We start from the raw sequence: 21,341 nt of genomic DNA, 5'->3' as shown, positions 1-21,341 counted from the left end.
GAAATGGCGAAACTCCGAAGATCCAAACGAGACTCTCCGGAACGATGCGGACATTCCGCACTCTCAGGCATCGTTATTCAGACCTTCCCTAACAATTCGTCTGCGGACAGAACCGTGCAAAAATCACGAAATGGGCGTGACGTTCAAAATTTTTGACCGAAGTGTGATTTCAACTAGTGTTCTATGTGCATAGCCGCAAGCAAATGCGATGCGGCACCGATGCGCGTTGCAAGAAAACGCTGCGAACACAGCACCTAATGCGCAAACGCGCAGCGCCCGGCAACGAACAGATGCTGCGCCTTTCGGGTTTACTCGAAACGAGCACCATGTATAAGACCAGTTCGCGCACTAGCGTTGATACGCCTGCATATCGTGCGAATCACTGCATAAAACAGCGGGTATTTGGAAGTACGCGCGCTCATGCAATGGTAGCGTATGAGATGTAGATTTTTCTGAAGGCGACGATAGACAGAATGCGGCGTTCGCGGCGCTTCAGCGATTGCAATACATAAGACCAGTGCGCCCACCAGCGTTGATAGGGCTGCGTATTGCGCAAATCACTGCATAAAACAGCGGGTATTTGGAAGTGCGCGCGCTCATGCAACGGTAGCGTATGAGATGTAGATTTTTCTGAAAGCGACGATAGACAGAATGCGGCGTTCGCGGTGCTTCAGCGATTGCAATACATAAGACCAGTGCGCGCACCAGCGTTGATAGGGCTGCGTATTGCGCAAATCACTGCATGAAACGCGGCGTTTTCTGCAGCAGCGTTGTCGGTGGTCGCACGATCACGCAAGCGTCGTCTGCGTGTCATCGGCATGACGCGTGACCGCGTTTAGCTGATGTGGCGCGGCGCAAACCGCAGCGTCTGTTGCAGCTGGCCTTGCCTGGCACTGGCTCACCCATCGCGCGCCATCAGGACGCCAATGACGGCTGCCTGGCGGCCAGCTATGCAGCGAGGATCGAGTGCGACGCAGCGAATGCCGGCCGCAGCAGCGCGCCGTTGGGCAATACCGCGAGCGAGTGCACTGCGCGGGCTTTCACGCCTGTAGTGCTTGAAGCCGTTGCTTGATTGACATCAGGATCAGCGCGCTGCGGTGCTGGCCCGCAGCGCGCGCCGTGCATCAGCCCAACGGTTCGTCGGACAGATAGGTATAGCCGGTCAAGCCGGCCTCCAGCGCGTCGTGCAGTTCCTGCGCACGCTCGGGTGGCAGTTGTGCTGCAGCGATGCGCTCGGCATAGGTCGCGCGCAGGGTGTCCAGCTGATACCCCACGTAATCCAGCATCACATCGGTGGTATCGCCGCGACGCTGCTGCACGATGCGATATCCGTCGCCGTCCACGGCCACTTCCACCGCATCGGTATCGCCGAATAGGTTATGGATATCGCCCAGGATTTCCTGGTAGGCACCCACCAGGAAGAAACCGATGCGATAGCTCTCACCCGCGTTCAAGGTGTGCAGCGGCATCGAGCTGTCCAGGCTTTCGTTCTCGACATAGGTCTTGACCATGCCGTCCGAATCGCAGGTCATGTCGGCGATGATGCCGCGCCGCTGCGGCGCTTCGTTCAGGCGTTCGATCGGCACGATCGGGAACACCTGATCGATCGCCCACACATCCGGGATCGACTCGAACACGCTGAAGTTGACGAAGTACTTGTCCACCAGACGCTCGTTGAGTTCATCCAGCACCGGGCGGTGGCTCTTCTCGTCGAAGCTCAGGCGTGCACGCACGCCATGAGCGATGGCATAGAACAGGTCGTCGATGCGGGCGCGGTGGGTCAGGTCGATCTGGCCTAGCGCATAGGCGCTCAAGCCTTCGGCATGAAAGTGCTGGGCTTCCTGGAACAGCTCCACCGCCGGGCGCACGTCGAGCTCGTCATGGATCTCGCGCAGGTGGCGGATCGCCGCCGGCTCGTCGTCGTGCGCATCCGGCACGCGGCCTTCCGGCGCCTGCTCCACTTCGGACACGTTGGCGATCAGCACCGCGTGGTGCGCGGTCATCGCGCGGCCGCATTCGGTGACGATGCGCGGCGGGGTCAGGCCGTGTTCTTCGCAGGCGCTGGCCAACGGCTGCACGATGTTGCTGGCGTACGAATGCAGGCCGTAGTTGATCGAGCAATAGCTGCGCGAGCGGGTGCCTTCATAGTCGATACCCAGACCACCGCCGACATCCACATGGCTGATCTTGGCGCCCAGCCGCGACAGTTCCACGAAATAACGCGTGGCCTCGCGCATGCCATTGGCGATGTCGCGCACGTTGGAGATCTGCGAGCCCATATGGAAGTGCAGCAACTTCAGGCTGTCGGCGTACTCGGTATCGCGCAGCGTCTTCCACAGATCCAGCACCTGGCGCGGCGACAGCCCGAACTTGGCCTTGTCGCCACCGCTGTTCTGCCACTTGCCAGCGCCCAGCGAGGCCAGCCGCATGCGCACGCCCAAGCCCGGCTTGACGTCCAGCGCGCGCGCTTCTTCCAGCACCAGGTTCAGCTCGGAAGGCTTTTCGATGACGATGAAGGTCTGCAGGCCGAGCTTGCGCCCGATCAGCGCCAGGCGGATGTATTCGCGGTCCTTGTAGCCGTTGCAGACGATCAGCCCACCCGGACGCGACAGCGCCAGCACCGCCATCAGCTCCGGCTTGCTGCCCGCTTCCAGGCCGAACCCGTCGCCGTGATGGCTGGCCAGGGTGCCGGCCACGCCACGGTGCTGGTTGACCTTGATGGGGTACACCGCGGTGTAGCCGCCGGCGTAGTCCCACTCCGATTGCGCCTGCGCAAAGGCCGCCTGCAGCTTGCCCAGCCGCTGGCCCAGGATGTCCGGGAAGCGCACCAGCAGCGGCAGCTTGGCGCCGGCCGCGCGGGCGGCGTCCACCACCTCGGGCAGCGACACCGACGGGCCGTCGATGGTGGGGGTGACCACCACGTGGCCGGCGGCGTTCACATCGAAATACCCATCGGCCCAATGCGGGATCGAGTAGGTCTTGCGGGCTTGGTCAAGGGACCAATCGCTCATTTCGTTGTCTCGGCTGGGGCAAAAAGGGCGTGAAGTGTAACGCCTGGCACGCGCAGGGTCCGTTACAATCCGCGCCGACTTCACGCCCCGCTCCTGATCGGATCGGGGCCGAGCAAGGGTCAGCCGCTGCGCAGTTTCCGCTGCACGAGGCGACGCCCGACCCTCATCCGGCGCGACGCGCCACCTTTTCCCGCCGGGAGAAGGAACAGCCCGCTTCTTTTAGAATTAGGACGTCCGCATGAGCGCCAACGACAACTGGTACATCGAACACTTCCAGCCGACCGGCTCGGCGATCGGTTTTCGCATCAGCGGCAAGCTGGACGAGGTGCAGTCCCCGTTCCAGAAGATCGAGATCTACCAGACCACCGATTGGGGCAAGCTGATGCTCATCGATGGCGCGGTGATGCTCACCACCCGCGACAATTTCTTCTATCACGAGATGATCAGCCACCCGGCGTTGTTCACCCACGCCGCGCCCAAGCGCGTGGTGATCATCGGCGGCGGCGACTGCGGCACGCTGCGCGAGGTGCTCAAGCACCCCGGCGTGGAAAGCGCCACCCAGTGCGACATCGATGAGCAGGTCACACGCATGTCGGAAAAGTATTTCCCCGAGTTGTGCGACTCCAACCACGACGCACGCGCCGAGCTGTTGTTCGACGATGGCGTGGCCTATATGGCCAATTGCCCGGCCGGCAGCGTGGATATCGTGATCGTCGATTCCACCGACCCGGTCGGCCCGGCCGAAGGCCTGTTCAACAAGGCGTTCTACGACAGCTGCTTCAAGGCGCTGAAGGACGACGGCATTCTGGTGCAGCAGTCCGAATCGCCGCTGGCGCTGCTGGACCTGATCAACGAAATGCGCACCGAAATGGGCAAGGCCGGCTTCCAGTCGTTCAAGACCCTGCCGTTCCCGCAGCCGTGCTACCCCACCGGCTGGTGGAGCGTGACCATGGCCAGCAAGCAGCCCAAGGCCGACTTCGCTTTCCGCCAGGCCGATGCGCAGGCCAAGGGCTTCGACACGCTGTATTACACCGCCCACCTGCATACCGGCGTGCTGGTTGCGCCGCCGTTCGTGGCCAAGGCGCTGGGCGAGTAAGGCAGTCCGACCACCACGAGCGCGGCACTGCGCTCGCGGTGGTCGTTGATCACACGATCCGCAGCCATCACTTCGATGACGGCGCTGTCACACCTGGCTGTTCTGGTTGGAAGATCGTTGCGATGAGGCAACTGCTGCGACCAAGGTTGCCCGCAATGCTTTGGCCTACCAGGTCAGCGAGGCTCACTAAGAGCAGCTAACAACACTGGAGGGCTCACTACCAGCCAGGCACGTTCGGCGCCCGGATCGGTCTCTGCCACGCGTCCACCCCGGTCCCAAGTGCGCCGCCGATCCGCATGACGACCGCTCGCTAGCTCCTGTCAGCCGCTTCGAGGCCTACGCGGGCGGCCTCGCGTATCCGCTCGAGCGTGCGCGCAGAGCACGCCACTCACAGCCGCGCCAATACCTCGGCCTTCTTGGCATCGAATTCCTGTTGGGTCACCAGCCCGGCGTCCAGCAATTGCTTCAACTTGCCCAGCACCTGCACCGGGTCGTCCATCGCCGGCGGTTGCGCTGCCGGGGACGCTTGCAGGTGCGCGGGCGGCGCATGCACCACCACACCACCGGCCGCCACGCGCAGTTTTTCGATTTCCAGCTGCTGACGTTTTTCGTAGGCAACCTCTTCCACCTGCTGCGCGTAGGCGTAGATGCGTCGCGCCTGCCGCTTGGGCAGGCTGTCGATCGCCGCGATACGGCCTTGCACGGTGCGGCAGGTGATGGTGGCGCCCAGCATCTGCTCGCTCAGGTGCACATCCTGGACATCGCGCCACGGGAAATCCTGGAACGTCATGCCGAACAGGGTTGGCCGCACCACGATGAATCGACGGTTGGTCAGCACCACCGCATCGGGCGACAGATTCATCACCATCTTTTTCTGGATCCCGAGATAGGCGACCTGCTCGTCTGCGGTCAGCAGCTCGGCCACCTTAGGCAGGATCTTGCCGGCGGCCACCGGGTCCTGTTGGTCTGTCAACAACTGCGCCACTGCGTTCATCTGCTCTCACCACCGGCTGATCACCGCGTTGCGCACGACACTACAGCAAGCTGCATGGACGCCTCTGCAACGCAGGCTGGCCAGGTGAGGCACGCATGCTACGCGTGTCCAGACAACGCGACTGGAATGCCGCATCTGAATGCAGAAGGGCGAATGTTGCCATCCGCCCTTCTGCGCGCATCCACTTCACTCAGAAGCGGACTTCGGCGCCGACGCTCAGTACTTCAGCGCGGTTGATCGTGATGTCTTCGTAGTCGTCGTAATACTCATCTGCGTAAAGGTAGTTCGTATAGAGCGCGCTCAAGCTGAAGTGCTTGCCGATGTCTACCCCGAGGCCGGCGCCGGCATACGCACCGTAGACGCGCTCGGTATAGTCCTCGCCCTTAGCTTCGCCTCCCCAATACCCAAGCCGCACGACGGCAAACACCGGGCTATCGCCGAAGTTGAAGCGGGCCGTTCCACCGACGCTGCCGAAGTCCACCGTCGGAATGACGACAAACCCATCCGCATCCTTGGAGCCATCCACCTTTCCGGTTGTCGCCTCAATACCGATCAACGTGACCGGTCCTGCGCGCCAGCGATAACCGACGTTGAAGCCCACCATGTCCTGCTTGGTTCCCTCGAACACTTCAGCTTTGCCGCCTTGTGCGCCCAGGAACATGCCGCTCTTCAGACGTTGATCCTCTTCGCGCGGCATTGGCGGCACATAGGCCGGTGCAGGTGGCGCATCCACCGCAGGCGTCTGCGTCGTGACGGTGGCAAATCCGCCAGTTTCGTCGGCCACATTTGCGCTTCCGCTTCCACCGACGGCCGTCGGCGCGCCGACGTTGCCGGCGTGCGACGGCCGCGATAGCGGCGCGGCCGGTACGGAGTTGCCCTGCGTGCCTGCCTGCGGTTGCGTTTGCTGTTTCCGGTAACTGTCCCAGCCGCGCGACAACGATTGCGCCGAGGCCTGTGCCGTGACACCAAGCGCCGTGCAGACCAACAGCAGTGTTGCAGTCTTTTTCATCGCATTCCCCATGAGTGGTCCTCCCTCGTTCCCGCATCCGTGCGCGCAGGCGAACCCGACGGCGTCTGGAAGTGGCGCAGTTGCCGTCATCTCTCCGGGAGCGTCCCCGCATCACTGCACTGCCCAAGGCACCGTCCGTGGCACATCGGCGTGGATGTGCGCGACGCGCGCGTGATGCAGCCCCCTGACCGCAGCGCGCACAGTGTCTGGAGTCTCATTGACTGTCAAGAAGCGCTGAGACACGCGTCCACAGACGGTCCGCCGGAGTGCGGCGTCGACGTTCCGCACCCATACCGATAACCCCGCCAACCGATCGCCATTTTCCATTCTGGTCTCGCGCAGCTGGCGACGCGCGGCTGTCGTGTCGCGTGTGCCGGCAACTGCGGTGTGGCGCTCCCGCATCGCGCGGCTGCCCAGTGATTTTGGAAGGACTTGAGGGCTTCAACCGACTGAATTGCAAGGGCGTTCCATGTTCGGAACATTTCATTTGTTAAACAAATGTAATTTCAATACTCGCAAGTTCTAAAATTGCGTGGTCCCGATCCCTTGTGATCCCCTTGGACCTGCGTCACGCGTGACACCTCCGCGCCGCCAGGGTCCGGAGAACTGTCATGCATTACCAACTGCTGGATGTGTCCAGCCTGCAGGTCGTCACTCCCGTGTTGCTCAAACAGGGCACACGGCTGCTCGAACCCGACGTCTACCGCACCCATCTGGACGGGCAACTGGCCGTGGTCAAGGACTACGGCCGTTATCGCCGCACGCTGCTGGCACCCATCGCCCGGCTGATGGTCCGTCATGAAGCGTGCATGCTGCGCAGCTTGCAGGGCTGGCGGCATGCCCCCGCCCTGCTCGGCACGTTGGGTGGTCTGGCGCTGGGGATGGAGTTCATCCCCGGCGACACGCTCAGCGCCAGCGCGGTGGTGGGCCAGGAAGTCTTCCAGCAATTGCAGCAGGCGCTGCGTCGCCTGCATGGGTTCGGCATCACCCACAACGACCTGCACGGCACCAACGTGGTGGTCAGTGCCGGAGTGCCGGTGTTGATCGATTTCACCTCGGCGTGGCGGTTCCCGCGCTGGCTGCGGCGCGGCACGGTGGCACGCCAACTGCAACGCAGCGACGTGGCCAATTTCCAGAAGATGCGCCAGCGCCTGTCCGGGATCGCACCCACCGCCGACGAAGCCGCACGCAGTGCCGAGCCGGGCTGGGTGCGTGGCCTGCGCGGCGGCTGGAAGCGGCTCTACCGCCGCCTCAAACGCGACGCGTAAACACTAAGGAACCTCTGAACAACTCGTGGCGTTGCGAGCGAACTCGGGATTTCGCCTGATCGCGGCGGTCGCTCATGCTGGAAATCAATGGCTTGCGAGTGACGGAGACTGCCCTAGGTACTGATCGGAAGCTGGCGAAAGAGTTGTTCAGAGGTTCCCTAAGAGCGGCTCACAAAACCTGGCGAGCAGTCGTCAGGTGGGTGCGGACGGCGCGGAGCAATCGGAATGTCCGAGTGGCATTGCCGGATCGAGCACAGGCCGCGCGCCCCTGGCGGTGAGCACAGCCGTTTTATTGGCTGCTTTTAACCACCAGCAGCGCCGTCAGTGCTCTACCGCTGCCGATACGGCTGGCACCTTAGTAGACGATCAGCGTCGGTGCGTCTGCCACAAAGCGGTCGAGCACCCCATCGGCGATCTTGACCGGCCCGCCGAAGCGCGTGGCGCCGGGAATCGAGGGGACGGCCGCGGCCTTGGCGGCCACTGCAGCAGCATCGGCAAACAACGCTGGCGCGGCAGTATCGCCGCGATTGGCGGCATCCAGGCCGGCGGCGGTCTGCTGCAGCGCGCGGCCCCAGCTTTCCATCGCGTCGAGCCAGGGGCGCGATTGCTCGGCAAAGCCCTTGTCGGTTACACCGTCGCGAATGATCTGCGGCGCGGCGGCGATGTCGTCGGCGGTGCGCGCCAGCGTTGCAATGGCCTGACTGCGCGCCGTGGCATCGCCCAACGCGATCGCCTCGCGCACCTGGTCGAGCACGGCCTTCAGACGCGGGGCCTGCTCCTGCCACGGCTGGCTGCCAAAGGTGGGCGCCAGATGCTGGGTGTCGAAGAAGGTCAGCAATGCTGCCGTCACGCGCGCATCGCCACCGGCCAGATCGCGCGCCGCCGCATGCCAGGTGCGCTGCGCGTCGTAGCCTTTGTCGTTCCACGCGAACGCAGTCAGCCCCATCACTGCGACGCGGCTGGGCACTTCCTGGTTCATCGGGTTGGACACGATGCCGGACAACTCGGCCGACAGCCCGGCCTCGCGGCGCGCATACGGCGCCAGCAGCAAGCGCCCGGCGGAAGTTTCGAAATCGTTGACCGGGTAGTTGTCCCACAGCAGCGTCTTGCGCCCGAATGCCTTGGTCGCCGCACGCGCATCGGGGATGGAAATGGCCGGCGGCACCACATCGGTGCCGGTCCACTGCACCACGATCTTCGGGTCCAGATGCTTGCGCAGCGCCTCCTTGTACGGGCTTTCCTTGGCGTCGTAATACTCGGTGGGCACCATGATCAGTTCCGACGCAGCATCGTGGCGGGCGACCAGATCGGCCTGCACCAGATTGAGCAGATGCGACTGCGCGATGCCCGCCGCCTGCGCACCGGACGCGCCGAAGGTGGTCTTGTCGCGCTCGCAGTTCCACTTGGTGTATTCGATATCGTCCAACGCCACATAGAAGCTACGCACGCCCAGCGCGCGGAACGCATCGAACTTGCGCAATAGCGCCTTGGCATCGGCCGGGTCTGAAAAACACACACTTGGCCCCGGCGAGATCGCATAGACGAAATCGACATGGTTGCGCTTGGCGGTGGCCGCCAACGTGCCCAGCGCCTTCAAGGTCGCTTTGGGGTACGGATCGCGCCAACGGTCGCGCGCGTAGGGGTCGTCCTTGGGGCTGTAGATGTAGGTGTTGGCCTTGGTGCGCGCCAGAAAATCGAGGTGCTTGCTGCGGTCGGCCATCGACCACGGCGCACCGTAAAAGCCTTCGATCGTGCCGCGGATCGGCATGGCCGGGTAATCCTGAATGACCAGCGCCGGAATGGCCGGCCGCTCGAGCAACTGACGCAGCGTCTGCACGGCATGGAACAGGCCATCGCTGTCGTGGCCAGCCAGCGTGATCAGGCTGCCGCCGCCCAGCGCAACGCTGGTCAACGTATAGCCTTCGGTATGGGTGTCCTGCGTGGCCTTGCTGCGCGTCAGTGCATCGCGCACCACCGCCGCCTCGCCGGTGCCAATGACGATATGCGGGCGATCGAGCGTGGCCGGCAGGCGCGAGGCGGTGGTGATCTTGCTGACGCCGGCCGACCCGAGCAGGCTGCGCACCAACGCGACCGAGGCCGGGTCCGCGCCCGGCGCGACGACCAGCACCACCGACCGGCCCAAGCTGATCGTCTCCCCATCCAGCACCATCGATACCGGAGTCGGAAACAGCGCCGGCTGGGTAACCGGCTCGGCCAGCACAGGGGCGGCCAGTCCCACTGCCACCAAAACCGAGAGCAGGCGCAAGCCCGACTTCCTGTTGCGTCGCTTCATGTCCGAACTCCGGTATTGGAATGGTATTACGGCCTAGAGTAGGCAAGTCGTTGCGTGGCGACAAGCGTGGCTTGGTCTTGGAGGGTTGAGTCTGGTTTTGGCCGCGATTGTTATCGGCGAATGCGCCGTCCGGACCGAAAGGAACTAGGCGCGCCGGCCATGAGCTGCGGTATTGAAATGGTATGAAAAGCGGCGCTATTGGCTTCGTCAGGATCACGGTTGCGGTAGCAGCGAGCCCACCTCAAGCGGCGGCGAGACCGGCTGTATCGCCAGATGAANCGCCAGGCTGGCGCCGGAACCGACCTGAGTCGTGGCACATCGGATGTAGCGGTCGCGCAGTCAGACTCGCATGCGGTCCACCATGACAGGCGCGCGGCAATTATCCCCACCGTTCCGTTTTGCCCCTAACGCATCATCGCCGCGTGCATCAATCGATCGGCGCATGCGCTGTCAGCGTTGAAAAACCCCTGGTGCGCGCGTCAATGCCGTCAGCATCTTTCAGCACGCAGCAAAGACGCAGCCACACCGCAGCGCCGCACGCGACAGACCTTACAGCGCGTCGCTATCCAGCTCGCCGGTGCGGATGCGCACCACGGTGCCGAGGTCGTACACAAAGACTTTGCCGTCGCCGATCTTGCCGGTGCCGGCGGCGGCCACGATGGCTTCGACCACACGCTCGGCCTGGTCGTCGGTCACCGCCACTTCGATCTTCACCTTGGGCAGGAAATCGACCACGTACTCGGCGCCGCGATACAGCTCGGTGTGGCCCTTCTGCCGACCGAAGCCCTTGACCTCGGTCACCGTGATGCCCGCCACGCCGCAGCCGGCGAGTGCTTCGCGCACATCGTCGAGCTTGAACGGTTTGACGATGGCCATGATCATTTTCATCGGTACAGATCCCAGGGCATGACGGGCGCGCAGCATACCGTGGACGGCTGCAACACTCACCCATGCTTAGCCGCCGTCACCGCGGCCCACAACCGAATGGGACTATCCTTACCGCCTGCCGACTGCCTTGCCGATGTCCCGCGTATCCCGGCCTGCACTAGGCTTCCTACGGACCTGCGGAGAACACCATGATCGATTTCAATCAGCTCGACGACCTCGCCCGCCGCCTCAGCGACCTGGTGCCGCCGGGCCTGCGCCAATCGCGCGAAGAACTGCAGAGCACCTTCAAGGGCGCACTGCAGGCCGGCCTGGGCAAGCTCGACCTGGTCACCCGCGAAGAATTCGATGTGCAACGTGCGGTACTGCTGCGCACGCGCGAAAAACTCGACGCGCTGGAGCAGACCGTTGCCGCGCTGGAAGCACGCGCACCGGGCGCATCGCCCAGTGCGGCGCCCGGTTCCGACACTCCCTGACCCGAGCCCTCCACCATGAGTCTGGCGCTGGTGCACAGCCGTGCCCGCGTGGGGGTGCACGCGCCTGAAGTTCGGGTGGAAGTGCATCTTTCCGGCGGCCTTCCCTCCACCCAGATCGTGGGCCTGCCCGAGGCGGCGGTGCGCGAATCGCGCGAGCGCGTGCGTGCCGCCTTGCTGTGCGCACAGTTCGAATTCCCGGCCCGACGCATCACCATCAATCTGGCGCCGGCGGATCTGCCCAAGGACGGCGGCCGCTTCGATCTGCCGATCGCGCTCGGCATTCTGGCTGCCAGTGGGCAGATCGACCGGCAGGCGCTGGCCGATTACGAATTCATCGGTGAGCTTGCGCTGACCGGCGAGTTGCGTGGCGTCGATGGCGTACTGCCGGCCGCCCTGGCTGCCGCGCAGGCCGGGCGACGGCTCATCGTGCCGCTGGCCAACGGCGCCGAGGCCGCCATTGCCGGGCACGTCCAGGCCTTCACTGCACGCACGTTGCTGGAAGTCTGCGCCGCCCTCAATGGCACCCAGCAGGCGCCTACTGCCGAACTGGCGGTGGCAGCCGTGGGCGCACGCGCGCTACCCGACATGGCAGACGTGCGTGGCCAGCCGCACGCACGCCGCGCACTGGAGATCGCCGCAGCCGGTGGCCATCACCTGCTGCTGGTCGGCAGCCCCGGCTGCGGCAAGACGCTGCTCGCCTCGCGCCTGCCCGGCCTGCTGCCGGAAGCCAGCGAAGCCGAAGCCCTGGAAACCGCCGCCATTACCTCCATCAGCGGCCGCGGACTGGACCTTGCCCGCTGGCGGCAGCGCCCCTACCGCGCCCCGCATCACACCGCCAGCGCCGTCGCCCTGGTCGGCGGCGGCACGCATCCGCGCCCCGGAGAGATCTCGCTGGCCCATAACGGCGTGCTGTTTCTGGATGAACTCCCTGAGTGGCAACGTCAGACCCTGGAAGTGCTGCGCGAGCCATTGGAATCGGGTCTGGTCACGATCTCACGGGCAGCGCGCAGCGTGGATTTCCCGGCACGGTTTCAGCTGGTGGCGGCCATGAACCCATGTCCCTGCGGGTGGGCCGGCGATGGCAGCGGGCGGTGCCGCTGCAGCAGCGACAGCATCCGCCGCTATCGCAGCCGCATCTCCGGGCCGCTGCTGGACCGCATCGACCTGCATGTCGAAGTACCGCGTCTGCCGCCGCAAGCATTGCGCAGCGGCAACCTCGGCGAGGACAGCGCCAGCGTGCGTGCGCGTGTGGTCGCCGCGCGGCAGCGCCAGCTCGCACGCGGACCGCTGCCCAATGCGCAACTCGACCAACCCGACACCGATCGCCATTGCCGGCTGCACAACGACGACCAACTGCTGCTGGAACGTGCGATCGAACATCTGCAGCTATCCGCGCGCTCGATGCATCGCATCCTGCGCGTGGCGCGCACCATTGCCGATCTGGACGACAGCGCCACGATTGCCACACGGCACCTGACCGAAGCGATCGGCTATCGCAAGCTGGATCGCGCACTGACCGCCGCCAGTTCGGCATCGTGAGGCTCACGCAACCTGGCGATCAATCGGCCAGGTGGATGTCGACGGCGCGCTCGGAACCGGAGTGAACGCATGGCCCATGTCGGACCGAATACCGGCCGCGCCTGCATGGTGGTCGCGCAGTCGTTTTGTGAGCCGCTCTTAGCTGTCTGCGCAGAAAGAGTAAGCCGCACCAGGCGCGGCGCCGCCAATGCCGTCCACTGCAGACAAGCCACTTCGTCGCTCTACCAGCAAGCAATAGCTTGCGTAAGGCGTCGACGACAGACAAGCGCCGACAGTGACAGCGCAAGCGATGACAAGCACCTGATAGCCCGTCGCCACGCTTGCCAACACGACTTGATGGCCCACCAATCAAGAGCTGGCCCGCGGCGTCGGAAATAAACAGGCACCGGCAGTGACGGCGCAAGCGAGTGCATGCAGCTGGCAGTTGCTCACTGCGCTTGCCAACATCCACTTCATGGGCATGCACGTACAACGTCTGCCATCCCTTTGCACAGAGGCCGTCATGAGCCGACTTCCCGAGTTGATCACCGTTGCATCGCTGGATCTGAACCGCTATCTCGGCACCTGGTACGAGATCGCCAGGTTGCCGATCCGCTTTGAGGACGCGGACTGCACCGATGTGTCGGCGCATTATTCGCTGGAGGACGATGGCACCGTGCGCGTGCAGAACCGCTGCCTGACCGCAGCCGGTGAACTGGAGGAAGCGGTCGGTCAGGCGCGCGCCATCGACGCGACAAACGCCCGGCTCGACGTGACCTTCCTGCCCGAAGGCCTGCGCTGGATTCCCTTCACCAAGGGCGATTACTGGGTGATGCGCATCGACGCGGGCTACACCGCCGCCTTGGTCGGCAGCCCCGACCGCAACTACCTGTGGCTGCTGGCACGCCTGCCGCAGCTGGACGAAAACATCGCGCAGGCCTATCTGGCGCATGCGCGCGAACAGGGGTTCGACCTGGCGCCGCTGATCCACACCCCGCACACCGGGCAGCTGACCGAGCAACCACTGCCTTGAGCATGCGTGGCGATCACCGCTAGTGCGCGGCGCACGTCAGGCGCGGGCTGGGCATGCACTCCGCAAGGTGCGGCTGGTCCTCGACTCTCGGCGCGCTGCGCAGCGCATGCACCACATGGCCACTGCTCGCTCACACGCGCTGAGCGCGACGTGTTGTGAACGAAGCCGTCCTGCGGCGAGCTCACACGCCAGGCATCCGTGCGGGCTGCCGACCGCATTGCGATCTGAGGGCCGCTAACAAAACGACTGCGCAACCATCTGGCGGGCGCGGCCGGTGCTCGGTCCGGCATGGACCACGCATTCACTCCGGTTCCGAGCGCGCCGTCCATGTCCACCTGACGACCGCTCGCCACGTTTTGTTAGCCGATCCAAGACGCCACTGCGATCGAGCACTCCGCTGTAGACAGACCCGACTACTCAAGCCCATACAAACAACGGCCGGAGCATTGAAACCGCGCCGCATCAGCTGCACCGCCCTCTGCTCCAGCCGCCTTGACTCCGGCGATTGCCGGGGCGACCAAGTCGCCCGTTGGCGCCAATCGTCGCAATCAACTGTCCTACTCAGCCGTTGAGCGTGCCCAGATCCTTGGCGGCAGCCTGCGCGCCTTCCAGGCTGTCGAAGGCCACGCCGGTGTCGCCCACCACGTACTTGACCAGTTCGCCATCGCGCGTGGTTTCGTGCATCTTGAAAATCGGTACCGCATCGGTGCCGCCGACGCGTTCTTTCTGCGTTGTCATGGGTGATTCCTCCAGTGAGAGCGCCTTGCAGGGGACCGGATGGCCCCGCAGCCCGAGGTGGCGAGCGCAGACCGACCGACCCTAGCGCGCAAGTGTGTGCAAGCGCGTGAATCCATCGGCCGCGTCAATTGCTGCAGTGCAGAGACAGCGGCCGGCAGAAAATCACATCCACTTCGCTCGACAGACGCGCGCAATGCACGCGTGTGTCGTACATTCGCGACGTGCAGCCTCATCAGTCCATATCTGTGGTCAACATCACGCCGCGACGGCGCACTGCTGCGTGTGGCGGCGCAGCCGTTGCGGACGCGCAGGCCGTAGTGCGCAGCCCACGCAGCAGGCTGCGCGCATGAGCTGGCCCCCACGCCGATGCGGGTGGTGACGTGAAGCGTCAACGCATCATCAGTCTGACCGTGCTGCTGGTGCTGCTGTGCGCAACGCTCCCCATCGGGCTGTCCTACTACCTGGCATGGCGGCTGGCGCTAGCGCGCGAGGAAAGCAGGCTCAGCCAACTGGCGGCGCTGTCGATCCGGCGTACCGAAACCGCCTTCGACGAGGCGCATGGCGCCTTGCTAAGCATGGCCACCTCACGGATGCCGCCCTGCTCGCCCATGCACCTGGCGCAGATGCGCGCGCTGGTGCTGACCAGTCACTACATCGTCGAGCTGGGGCATTTCGAGCAACGCCGCTTGCGCTGTACCTCGTGGGGGCTGCTACCCGACAGCATCCCGCAGACCAGCCCGGACTTCGTGGTCAAGCGCGGTATCGCGGTGACCACACGGCTGCTGCCGCTGGCCAATCCGCAGCATCCCTTGATGGCGCTGCAGCTAGGCGACTACAACGTGCTGATCAACCCCGATACGCTGGCCGACATCAATATTCCGCCGGGTCTGCAGCTGGCGATCGGCACGCCCGACGGGCAGGTTCTCAGCAGCACCGGCACCGCGGCCGAACAGTTGCTGGTGGCCCCGCTCGACGACGCTGATACCGGTCCGCGCACCGCCGCCGACGCGCATCCGCAGGTGCTGTCCGGCCGCGACCGGCGCGGCGACTGGGTCGCGGTGGTCACCGAGCCGATGGCGTATCTCCGCGGGCCGCTGGCGGCCGCACGGCTGCAAGTGGTGCCCGGCGGCATCGTCCTGGCAGTGCTGCTGGTCGGCGTGGTGCTGTGGGTGTCACGGCGGCGCCTGTCGCCGCTGGCACGGCTGGAGATTGCGGTGCAGCGCGGCGAGTTCATCGTGCACTACCAGCCCATCATTGCGCTCGACAACGGCCGCTGTGTCGGCGCCGAGGCATTGGTGCGCTGGCAACAGCCGGACGGTGTGCTGGTGCCGCCGGATGCCTTCATTCCGCTGGCGGAAGAAAGCGGGCTGATCCTGCCGATCACCGATCTGGTGGTGGCCGAAGTCATCCGCGACCTTGGCCCTACGCTGGCTGCCGATCCGGCCTTGCATGTGGCCATCAACGTTTCGGCCGGCGATATCAAGAGCGGCCGCGTGCAGTCGGTGCTGGCCCGGGCCCTGCATGGCACCGGGGTGGACAGCGGGCAGCTGTGGGTGGAGGCGACCGAGCGCAGCCTGATGGACATCGACGCGGCGCGCACCACCATCACCCACCTGCGCGGCGCCGGCCACACGGTGTCGATCGACGACTTCGGCACCGGCTATTCGAGCCTGCAGTATCTGCAAGGCCTGCCGCTGGATGCGCTGAAGATCGACAAGTCGTTCGTGGACACCATCGGCACCCACTCGGCCACCAGCTCGGTGACCGCGCACATCATCGAAATGGCCAAGACCTTGCAGCTGCGCACCATCGCCGAAGGCGTGGAGCGCCAGGAGCAACTGGATTACCTGCGCGCCCACGGCGTGGATCTTGCGCAGGGCTGGCTGTTCTCGCGCGCACTGCCGGCGACCGGCTTCATCGCATATCACGCGCAGGCGCGCACCGTTGCCGCGCACGGTTTCAAATAGGCAACCGCTGCCTTCGAGGCATCCGGCCGGCACGCCGCTCCGATGCCTTGAAGATCCCATACAAGGCTTCGGCTGGCACGATTGGGACACTCCGGCGGACCGCCGTCATCGGCTGAAATGCCACAACCCAGCCAATCACTCACACCATGGCGTGGTGTCGACGTCGCGCTCGCAACCACTGGCTGTTGCTGGGCCCAGCGCGTCAGGACAGCGAACAACTGGCGTCGCTCCTCGCCGACGCTACCCGAGTCCCACGGCTTTCGACATCGAGCCGACGATCGGTGCCCATCACTTAGCGACGCCCATGACGCACATGTGTTGCATGCAGATGCATGGCGGCATTACCCACGCACGTCGCCTGTTGTCGAAGCGACAATCGCAATCACTGCGCTGCCGCTCAGACAAGCTCACCCGCGCACCGGTGAGGTTGCCTATCGCTCGCCGATACGATCACGCCCGTGCGCTTGCATGCGCACACGTAGCCGCATCGCTACGCTCACCGTGTCGGGATGCATCAACTTCCATCAAGCTGATTGAACCCGAACCCATAAAAAAGGCCGCCAATGGCGGCCTCTTCCTATCCCTCAAGCGCTCTGCAGCGCAGCGCCGCGTTGGCGCACCGGCTTGGGCCGGCTCGGGAAGGCATGCCGCACGATCCGCCACATCACCTGCCCGAACTGACGCGGCAGCGAGCCGGTGTTGTAGTGCTGGCCGTAGCGCGCGCAGACCTGCTTCACCTCGACCGCAATCTGCGCATAACGATTGGCCGGCAGATCCGGATAGAAGTGGTGTTCGATCTGGTGGCTCAGATTGCCCGACAGCACGTTCATCAGCTTGCCGCCGGTCAGATTCGACGAGCCGCGCAACTGACGCAGATACCAATGGCCGCGCGACTCGTTGCGGATCGATTCCTTCGGGAACACTTCCGCATCGGCGGTGAAGTGGCCGCAGAAAATGATCACGAACGTCCAGATGCTGCGCAGCATGTTGGCGGCCAGATTGCCCAGCAGCACGGTCAGGAAGAACGGGCCGGCCAGCAGCGGGAACACGATGTAGTCCTTGAGCATCTGGCGGCCGATCTTGCGGCCCACCGGCAGGAACGACGCGCGCAGCTCGGCAGCCTTCATCTTGCCCGCGAACCAGCGGCCCAGGCGCAGGTCCTGGATGGCCACGCCCCATTCGAACAGCAGCGCAAACACCACCGCGATGAACGGCTGCAACAGATAGAACGGGCGCCAGCGTTGCTCGGGGAAGATCCGCAGCAGGCCGTAGCCGATGTCGTCATCCATGCCGCGCACGTTGGTATAGGTGTGGTGCTTGAAGTTGTGCGTCTTGCGCCAGTTGTCGCCGGTGGCAACGATGTCCCACTCGTAGGTGTTGCCGTTGAGCTGCGGGTCGCCCATCCAGTCGTACTGGCCATGCATGACGTTGTGGCCCAGCTCCATGTTCTCCAGGATCTTGGACAGCGTCAGCAGCACCACGCCGGCAATCCAGGCCGGAATCAGCACGCTGTGCACGAACGCACCCAAAAACAGCAGCGCGCGGCCGGCCACGCCGGTCCAGCGCACGGCAGCCACGATGCGGCGGATGTAGCGCGCATCGGCGGCGCCCACCTGCCGCTGCACGCGGGCGCGGATGGCATCGAGTTCGTCGCCAAACGACTGCAGTTCGGCGGCGGACAGGGCACGGTTATGAACTCGGCTCATGAAGATTCCTTACAGATCCAGGATCAGGTCAGTGCTCGGGGCACTGATGCACAGGCGCACCTGTGCGGTGGGTTCGTTGCTGCGCTCGCCGGTCAGCAGGTGGCGCGTGGTGCCGGACTGGCGCGCGCAGGCGCAGCTGTTGCAGATGCCCATGCGGCAGCCGTGCTTCGGGCGCAGCCCTTGCGCTTCCAGCCCTTCCAGCAGCGACTGGCCGCGCAGCAGGGTGAGCGTACGGCCGCTGCGTGACAGCTGGACCTGGACGTCGCCGGTTTCGCCGTCGTCCAGCGTCGGCACGCTGAAGGCTTCGGCCTGAAACGCCGCTACCTGGCCTTCCAACCGTGCACGCGCCGCCTGCACAAATCCGCCCGGGCCGCAGGCCATGACGTGGCGTGCGGACAGACCGGCGATCTGCTCCAACGGATAGCTGTCCACGCGCGCCGCCGGCGTCGCACCCTCGCGGGTGGTCAGCACCTGCACGCGCAGACGCGGATGCGCGGCGGCCAGCGCCTCGAATTCTTCCAGAAAACAGGCTTCATCGCGCTGACGCACCCAATACAGCAGGTCCACATCCCCCGGCATGCCGGCGTGCGCGGCCGCACGCAGCAGCGCGCGCATCGGGGTGATGCCCGAGCCTGCGGCCAGCAGCAACAGCGGGGTGGGCGCGGCCGGCAGCAGCATGTCGCCAAAGGCCGGGTCCAGCGACACCACCGTGCCCAGCGCCGCATCGTGCGCCAGATAACGGCTCACCTGCCCGCCTGCGATCGCCTTGACGGTGATCGCCAGGCGGCCATCCGCCAGCACGGTCGGGCTGTAGCTGCGCAGCAGACGGCGGCCGTCGATCTCCACGCCCACGCTGACGTGCTGGCCAGCCTGCAGGCCCTGCCAGTGGCCATTGGCCTGGAAGACCAAGGTTACCGCGTCGCGGCTGGCGGTATTGCGTTCGATCAGACGGGCCATGGGCCGATCCAGCGTCCACAGCGGATTGATCCGGGTTGCCCAGAAATCGAACAGCTGCGGCGACACCAGGCGGCGCGCCAGCCGTGCGGGCAGCGGGGACTTGCTCTTGGGAGTGGGTGCCAGGCTCATAGGTTGCACTATACGCATGCATGCACACGCGTGTATACAGTTGTATATCGACCAGAGGGGCTATGATTCATTCCCACGTCCGGCTGCCGCCTCATGACCTCCATCGCCCTGCCTTCCCACGACGCGCCGCCGTCACGCAAGCCGGCGATCTCACGCGAGGACCTGATTGCCGCGGCGCTGTCGCTGATCGGCCCGCACCGCAGCCTGTCCACGCTGAGCCTGCGCGAAGTAGCACGCGAAGCCGGCATTGCGCCAAACAGCTTCTACCGCCAGTTCCGCGATATGGATGAGCTCGCGGTGTCCTTGATCGATCTGGCCGGGCGCTCGCTGCGCACCATCATCGGGCAGGCCCGCCAGCGCGCCACCTCCACCGACCGCAGCGTCATCCGGGTGTCCGTGGAAGCGTTCATGGAGCAATTGCGCGCCGACGACAAGCTGCTGCACGTACTGCTGCGCGAAGGCGCGGTGGGCTCGGACGCCTTCAAGCAGGCGGTGGAGCGCGAGCTGACCTACTTCGAAGACGAATTGCGCGTGGACCTGATCCGCCTGGCCGCCGCCGACAACGCCAAGTTGCACGCGCCGGCGCTGGTGTCCAAGGCGATCACCCGCCTGGTCTTTGCGATGGGCGCGGTGGCGATGGACTCGCCACCGGAAAAGGACCCGGAACTGATCGAACAGATCTCGCAGATGCTGCGCATGATCCTGACCGGCGCGCGCACGCTGGGCACGCACGGCGGCTGAGCGCGGCGCACAGCGTATCGCGCGCGGTGGTCGGATTTGGTGTCGACGGCGCGCTCATCACCGCAGCGGATGCGTGGCGCGCGCCGCATGAGGCACCAATCGTGTTCGCCTGGCGCTGAGCTCCGTCGTTGTATTCGTCGCGCGCATTCTTGGTACAGCAGCCTGCTGCCGGCGCTCGGGTTGCGCCTTTCGTAGTGAATGACCCCACGCGCTGTTGCACGCAGCAGGGCCGTGACTGGCACGAGGTCGGCAGCGGCAACCACCGCACACCAGCGGTGCGACCACGCATTCTCAGACGTCCTACCCGCGCAAGATCGGCAACGAACGCAACTGGACGCCCGCCCGCATCCATGTAACGGAATGCTCTTTGCCTGCAAAGCCACGCATCGACAGTTCCTGCGCAACGCGTATCGATCATTATCCAATCGACCCGGCATTATCCATCGCGGATCTGCCCTTTCAATCGCCACACCCCCAACGCCCGAAGAAAAACATAATCGATTATTTTCATAAAGTGCTTGCATAACCAAAAACCTGTAGGTAATGTTCGCGCCCTACGCAGCACTGCCTGCACCCGGACCTAACCTACGCTCATGCACACCAGCCATTTCATTCAACGCAATCGACTGCCCGGCGCGCTACGCGCGGCATCGCTTGCGTGCACGGCCAAACAGGACGTGCGCACCATCACCGGCTGATGTCCTGATTCAAGGAGATCGGTCACCCGATCTCCGAGGCACGCGAACGCCCTCGGATGCAGCATCCGGGGGCGTTTTTCGTTGTGCGTTCGTAGTGAACCTGTGGATGACCGCAGTTGAAACCCGGGCACGGACTGCCCGACAACAGGGATGTTGGATTGCCACGAGGCGCGACAGCGCTGTGCCCAGGTTTCGGGCACGGGTGGTATGTGGTCATGCACCGACTGAATGACCGTTTGAATAAAACGGCCATCGGAAACAGTACGAAAGATCGTCAGCGCACTGGAGTTTATTCCAGCTGGTGCGCGCGGCTATGCCGTGGCGTATACCGATCATCTTTCTCGTGTTTCTCGTTTTGGGTATCGGCTCGTGGTCGAGCAGCGGCACTCTCCGCAGGCGCGGTTCAATTCCGCATTACCCACCACTGGATAGCTCAGAGGGTAGAGCAACAGATTTCTCATCTGTCTGTCGCGGGTTCGACTCCCGCTCCAAGCAATGACCTTTCCGGTCATCTCGGGGACGCAAGTCCCTTTACGGAAACGCCCATGCTGCGTGCATTCAAGCAATGCATCGCGTGAATGCACGCAGCAGCGGCGACGTCGCCGGGCGGTTGCCCTGGACGCGTCACCCTGCGCTCAGCCCTGCCTTCGCACACCATCGCGCAGCTGCGGCAACGCATCGGCAGGCGCCAACAGCGCAGCGTGCCCCGCACGGCCGCCGTCACCGGCGTTTCCACCTTCCAACGCCGCGTTGCATCGGCACACGTTTGGCCATCAGTCCGATCCGGGCGGCAAAACGGCAGTACCTGCGGATCGGACCACC

At 64.6% G+C, this 21,341-nt stretch carries 15 protein-coding genes, 1 tRNA gene and 3 other RNA genes; 9 read left to right on the top strand and 10 right to left on the bottom strand.

Annotation, left to right across the window (positions count from 1 at the left end; translation table 11 throughout):
* Nucleotides 1-1,124: 1,124 nt before the first annotated feature.
* Complete coding sequence (gene speA / locus XdyCFBP7245_RS06235) at nt 1,125-3,011, bottom strand: arginine decarboxylase (RefSeq protein WP_104614853.1); 1,887 nt, start codon at nt 3,009-3,011, stop codon at nt 1,125-1,127.
* A 238-nt stretch (nt 3,012-3,249) separates the two neighbouring features.
* Between speA and speE the strand changes: the two genes are divergently transcribed.
* Entirely contained in the window at nt 3,250-4,107 is an 858-nt protein-coding gene (gene speE, locus XdyCFBP7245_RS06230) for a polyamine aminopropyltransferase (protein ID WP_104614852.1), read from the top strand.
* A 388-nt stretch (nt 4,108-4,495) separates the two neighbouring features.
* Here speE and XdyCFBP7245_RS06225 read toward each other — a convergent pair whose 3' ends face one another.
* Together XdyCFBP7245_RS06225 and XdyCFBP7245_RS06220 are read right to left on the bottom strand one after the other, a co-directional pair.
* Nucleotides 4,496-5,101: a PH domain-containing protein gene (locus XdyCFBP7245_RS06225; protein WP_104614851.1), complete on the bottom strand. Its 606-nt coding sequence runs from the start codon at nt 5,099-5,101 to the stop codon at nt 4,496-4,498.
* 190 nt (nt 5,102-5,291) lie between these two features.
* Nucleotides 5,292-6,110 carry a porin family protein gene (locus tag XdyCFBP7245_RS06220; protein WP_104614850.1) on the bottom strand — a complete coding sequence of 273 codons (819 nt, stop codon included), beginning with the start codon at nt 6,108-6,110 and terminating at the stop codon, nt 5,292-5,294.
* A 611-nt stretch (nt 6,111-6,721) separates the two neighbouring features.
* Here XdyCFBP7245_RS06220 and XdyCFBP7245_RS06215 point away from each other — a divergent pair.
* Complete coding sequence (locus XdyCFBP7245_RS06215; RefSeq protein ID WP_170068547.1) at nt 6,722-7,378, top strand: kinase; 657 nt, start codon at nt 6,722-6,724, stop codon at nt 7,376-7,378.
* A gap of 166 nt (nt 7,379-7,544) precedes the next feature.
* Here XdyCFBP7245_RS06215 and XdyCFBP7245_RS06210 read toward each other — a convergent pair.
* The 3 genes from XdyCFBP7245_RS06210 to XdyCFBP7245_RS06200 form a co-directional block, all read right to left on the bottom strand.
* Nucleotides 7,545-7,618: non-coding RNA, sX9 sRNA (locus XdyCFBP7245_RS06210), on the bottom strand.
* Between the two features lie 115 nt (nt 7,619-7,733).
* The gene (locus XdyCFBP7245_RS06205) at nt 7,734-9,671 is read right to left on the bottom strand and encodes a glycoside hydrolase family 84 protein (protein WP_104614849.1); all 1,938 of its coding nucleotides are present in this window, start codon (nt 9,669-9,671) and stop codon (nt 7,734-7,736) included.
* Nucleotides 9,672-10,220: 549 nt separating this feature from the next.
* Complete coding sequence (locus XdyCFBP7245_RS06200) at nt 10,221-10,595, bottom strand: P-II family nitrogen regulator (RefSeq protein ID WP_280523185.1); 375 nt, start codon at nt 10,593-10,595, stop codon at nt 10,221-10,223.
* Between the two features lie 152 nt (nt 10,596-10,747).
* On the opposite strand from XdyCFBP7245_RS06200, the gene ubiK reads away from it, so the two are divergent.
* Both ubiK and XdyCFBP7245_RS06190 read left to right on the top strand, forming a co-directional pair.
* On the top strand, nt 10,748-11,032 hold the full coding sequence (ubiK, locus tag XdyCFBP7245_RS06195; protein ID WP_104614848.1) for a ubiquinone biosynthesis accessory factor UbiK: 285 nt from the start codon (nt 10,748-10,750) through the stop codon (nt 11,030-11,032).
* 15 nt (nt 11,033-11,047) lie between these two features.
* The gene (locus XdyCFBP7245_RS06190; protein WP_104614847.1) at nt 11,048-12,571 is read left to right on the top strand and encodes a YifB family Mg chelatase-like AAA ATPase; all 1,524 of its coding nucleotides are present in this window, start codon (nt 11,048-11,050) and stop codon (nt 12,569-12,571) included.
* Here XdyCFBP7245_RS06190 and XdyCFBP7245_RS06185 read toward each other — a convergent pair.
* Nucleotides 12,572-12,649: non-coding RNA, sX9 sRNA (locus XdyCFBP7245_RS06185), on the bottom strand.
* A 424-nt stretch (nt 12,650-13,073) separates the two neighbouring features.
* On the opposite strand from XdyCFBP7245_RS06185, the gene XdyCFBP7245_RS06180 reads away from it, so the two are divergent.
* The gene (locus XdyCFBP7245_RS06180; protein WP_170068546.1) at nt 13,074-13,583 is read left to right on the top strand and encodes a lipocalin family protein; all 510 of its coding nucleotides are present in this window, start codon (nt 13,074-13,076) and stop codon (nt 13,581-13,583) included.
* Nucleotides 13,584-13,871: 288 nt separating this feature from the next.
* Nucleotides 13,872-13,948: non-coding RNA, sX9 sRNA (locus XdyCFBP7245_RS06175), on the top strand.
* A 196-nt stretch (nt 13,949-14,144) separates the two neighbouring features.
* Here the strand turns inward: XdyCFBP7245_RS06175 and XdyCFBP7245_RS06170 are convergent.
* The gene (locus tag XdyCFBP7245_RS06170; protein WP_005989247.1) at nt 14,145-14,321 is read right to left on the bottom strand and encodes a hypothetical protein; all 177 of its coding nucleotides are present in this window, start codon (nt 14,319-14,321) and stop codon (nt 14,145-14,147) included.
* 380 nt (nt 14,322-14,701) lie between these two features.
* Here XdyCFBP7245_RS06170 and XdyCFBP7245_RS06165 point away from each other — a divergent pair, with 380 nt between their 5' ends.
* Nucleotides 14,702-16,288: an EAL domain-containing protein gene (locus XdyCFBP7245_RS06165; protein ID WP_104614846.1), complete on the top strand. Its 1,587-nt coding sequence runs from the start codon at nt 14,702-14,704 to the stop codon at nt 16,286-16,288.
* A 584-nt stretch (nt 16,289-16,872) separates the two neighbouring features.
* On the opposite strand, the gene XdyCFBP7245_RS06160 is transcribed toward XdyCFBP7245_RS06165, so the two are convergent.
* Nucleotides 16,873-17,994 carry a fatty acid desaturase family protein gene (locus tag XdyCFBP7245_RS06160; RefSeq protein ID WP_104614845.1) on the bottom strand — a complete coding sequence of 374 codons (1,122 nt, stop codon included), beginning with the start codon at nt 17,992-17,994 and terminating at the stop codon, nt 16,873-16,875.
* 9 nt (nt 17,995-18,003) lie between these two features.
* Entirely contained in the window at nt 18,004-19,080 is a 1,077-nt protein-coding gene (locus tag XdyCFBP7245_RS06155; RefSeq protein WP_170068545.1) for a ferredoxin reductase, read from the bottom strand.
* Between the two features lie 93 nt (nt 19,081-19,173).
* On the opposite strand from XdyCFBP7245_RS06155, the gene fabR reads away from it, so the two are divergent.
* Both fabR and XdyCFBP7245_RS06145 read left to right on the top strand, forming a co-directional pair.
* The gene (fabR, locus tag XdyCFBP7245_RS06150; protein ID WP_055847328.1) at nt 19,174-19,821 is read left to right on the top strand and encodes an HTH-type transcriptional repressor FabR; all 648 of its coding nucleotides are present in this window, start codon (nt 19,174-19,176) and stop codon (nt 19,819-19,821) included.
* 1,123 nt (nt 19,822-20,944) lie between these two features.
* Nucleotides 20,945-21,011 (top strand) — tRNA-Arg (locus XdyCFBP7245_RS06145).
* The last annotated feature ends 330 nt before the right edge of the window (nt 21,012-21,341 follow it).

Source organism: Xanthomonas dyei (assembly GCF_002939865.1).
Taxonomy (GTDB): Bacteria; Pseudomonadota; Gammaproteobacteria; order Xanthomonadales; family Xanthomonadaceae; genus Xanthomonas; species Xanthomonas dyei.
Note: the sequence above shows the minus strand (reverse complement) of the source record. Positions and strands in the feature narration are given on the sequence as shown.

Coding starts and splice junctions, on each gene's coding strand:
- XdyCFBP7245_RS06190 (WP_104614847.1), top strand. CDS start 11,048: ATGAGTCTGGCGCTGGTGCACAGCCGTGCCCGCGTGGGGGTGCACGCG.
- ubiK (WP_104614848.1), top strand. CDS start 10,748: ATGATCGATTTCAATCAGCTCGACGACCTCGCCCGCCGCCTCAGCGAC.
- XdyCFBP7245_RS06160 (WP_104614845.1), bottom strand. CDS start 17,994: ATGAGCCGAGTTCATAACCGTGCCCTGTCCGCCGCCGAACTGCAGTCG.
- speE (WP_104614852.1), top strand. CDS start 3,250: ATGAGCGCCAACGACAACTGGTACATCGAACACTTCCAGCCGACCGGC.
- speA (WP_104614853.1), bottom strand. CDS start 3,011: ATGAGCGATTGGTCCCTTGACCAAGCCCGCAAGACCTACTCGATCCCG.
- XdyCFBP7245_RS06200 (WP_280523185.1), bottom strand. CDS start 10,595: ATGCTGCGCGCCCGTCATGCCCTGGGATCTGTACCGATGAAAATGATC.
- fabR (WP_055847328.1), top strand. CDS start 19,174: ATGACCTCCATCGCCCTGCCTTCCCACGACGCGCCGCCGTCACGCAAG.
- XdyCFBP7245_RS06180 (WP_170068546.1), top strand. CDS start 13,074: ATGAGCCGACTTCCCGAGTTGATCACCGTTGCATCGCTGGATCTGAAC.
- XdyCFBP7245_RS06215 (WP_170068547.1), top strand. CDS start 6,722: ATGCATTACCAACTGCTGGATGTGTCCAGCCTGCAGGTCGTCACTCCC.
- XdyCFBP7245_RS06205 (WP_104614849.1), bottom strand. CDS start 9,671: ATGAAGCGACGCAACAGGAAGTCGGGCTTGCGCCTGCTCTCGGTTTTG.
- XdyCFBP7245_RS06220 (WP_104614850.1), bottom strand. CDS start 6,110: ATGAAAAAGACTGCAACACTGCTGTTGGTCTGCACGGCGCTTGGTGTC.
- XdyCFBP7245_RS06155 (WP_170068545.1), bottom strand. CDS start 19,080: ATGAGCCTGGCACCCACTCCCAAGAGCAAGTCCCCGCTGCCCGCACGG.
- XdyCFBP7245_RS06225 (WP_104614851.1), bottom strand. CDS start 5,101: ATGAACGCAGTGGCGCAGTTGTTGACAGACCAACAGGACCCGGTGGCC.
- XdyCFBP7245_RS06170 (WP_005989247.1), bottom strand. CDS start 14,321: ATGACAACGCAGAAAGAACGCGTCGGCGGCACCGATGCGGTACCGATT.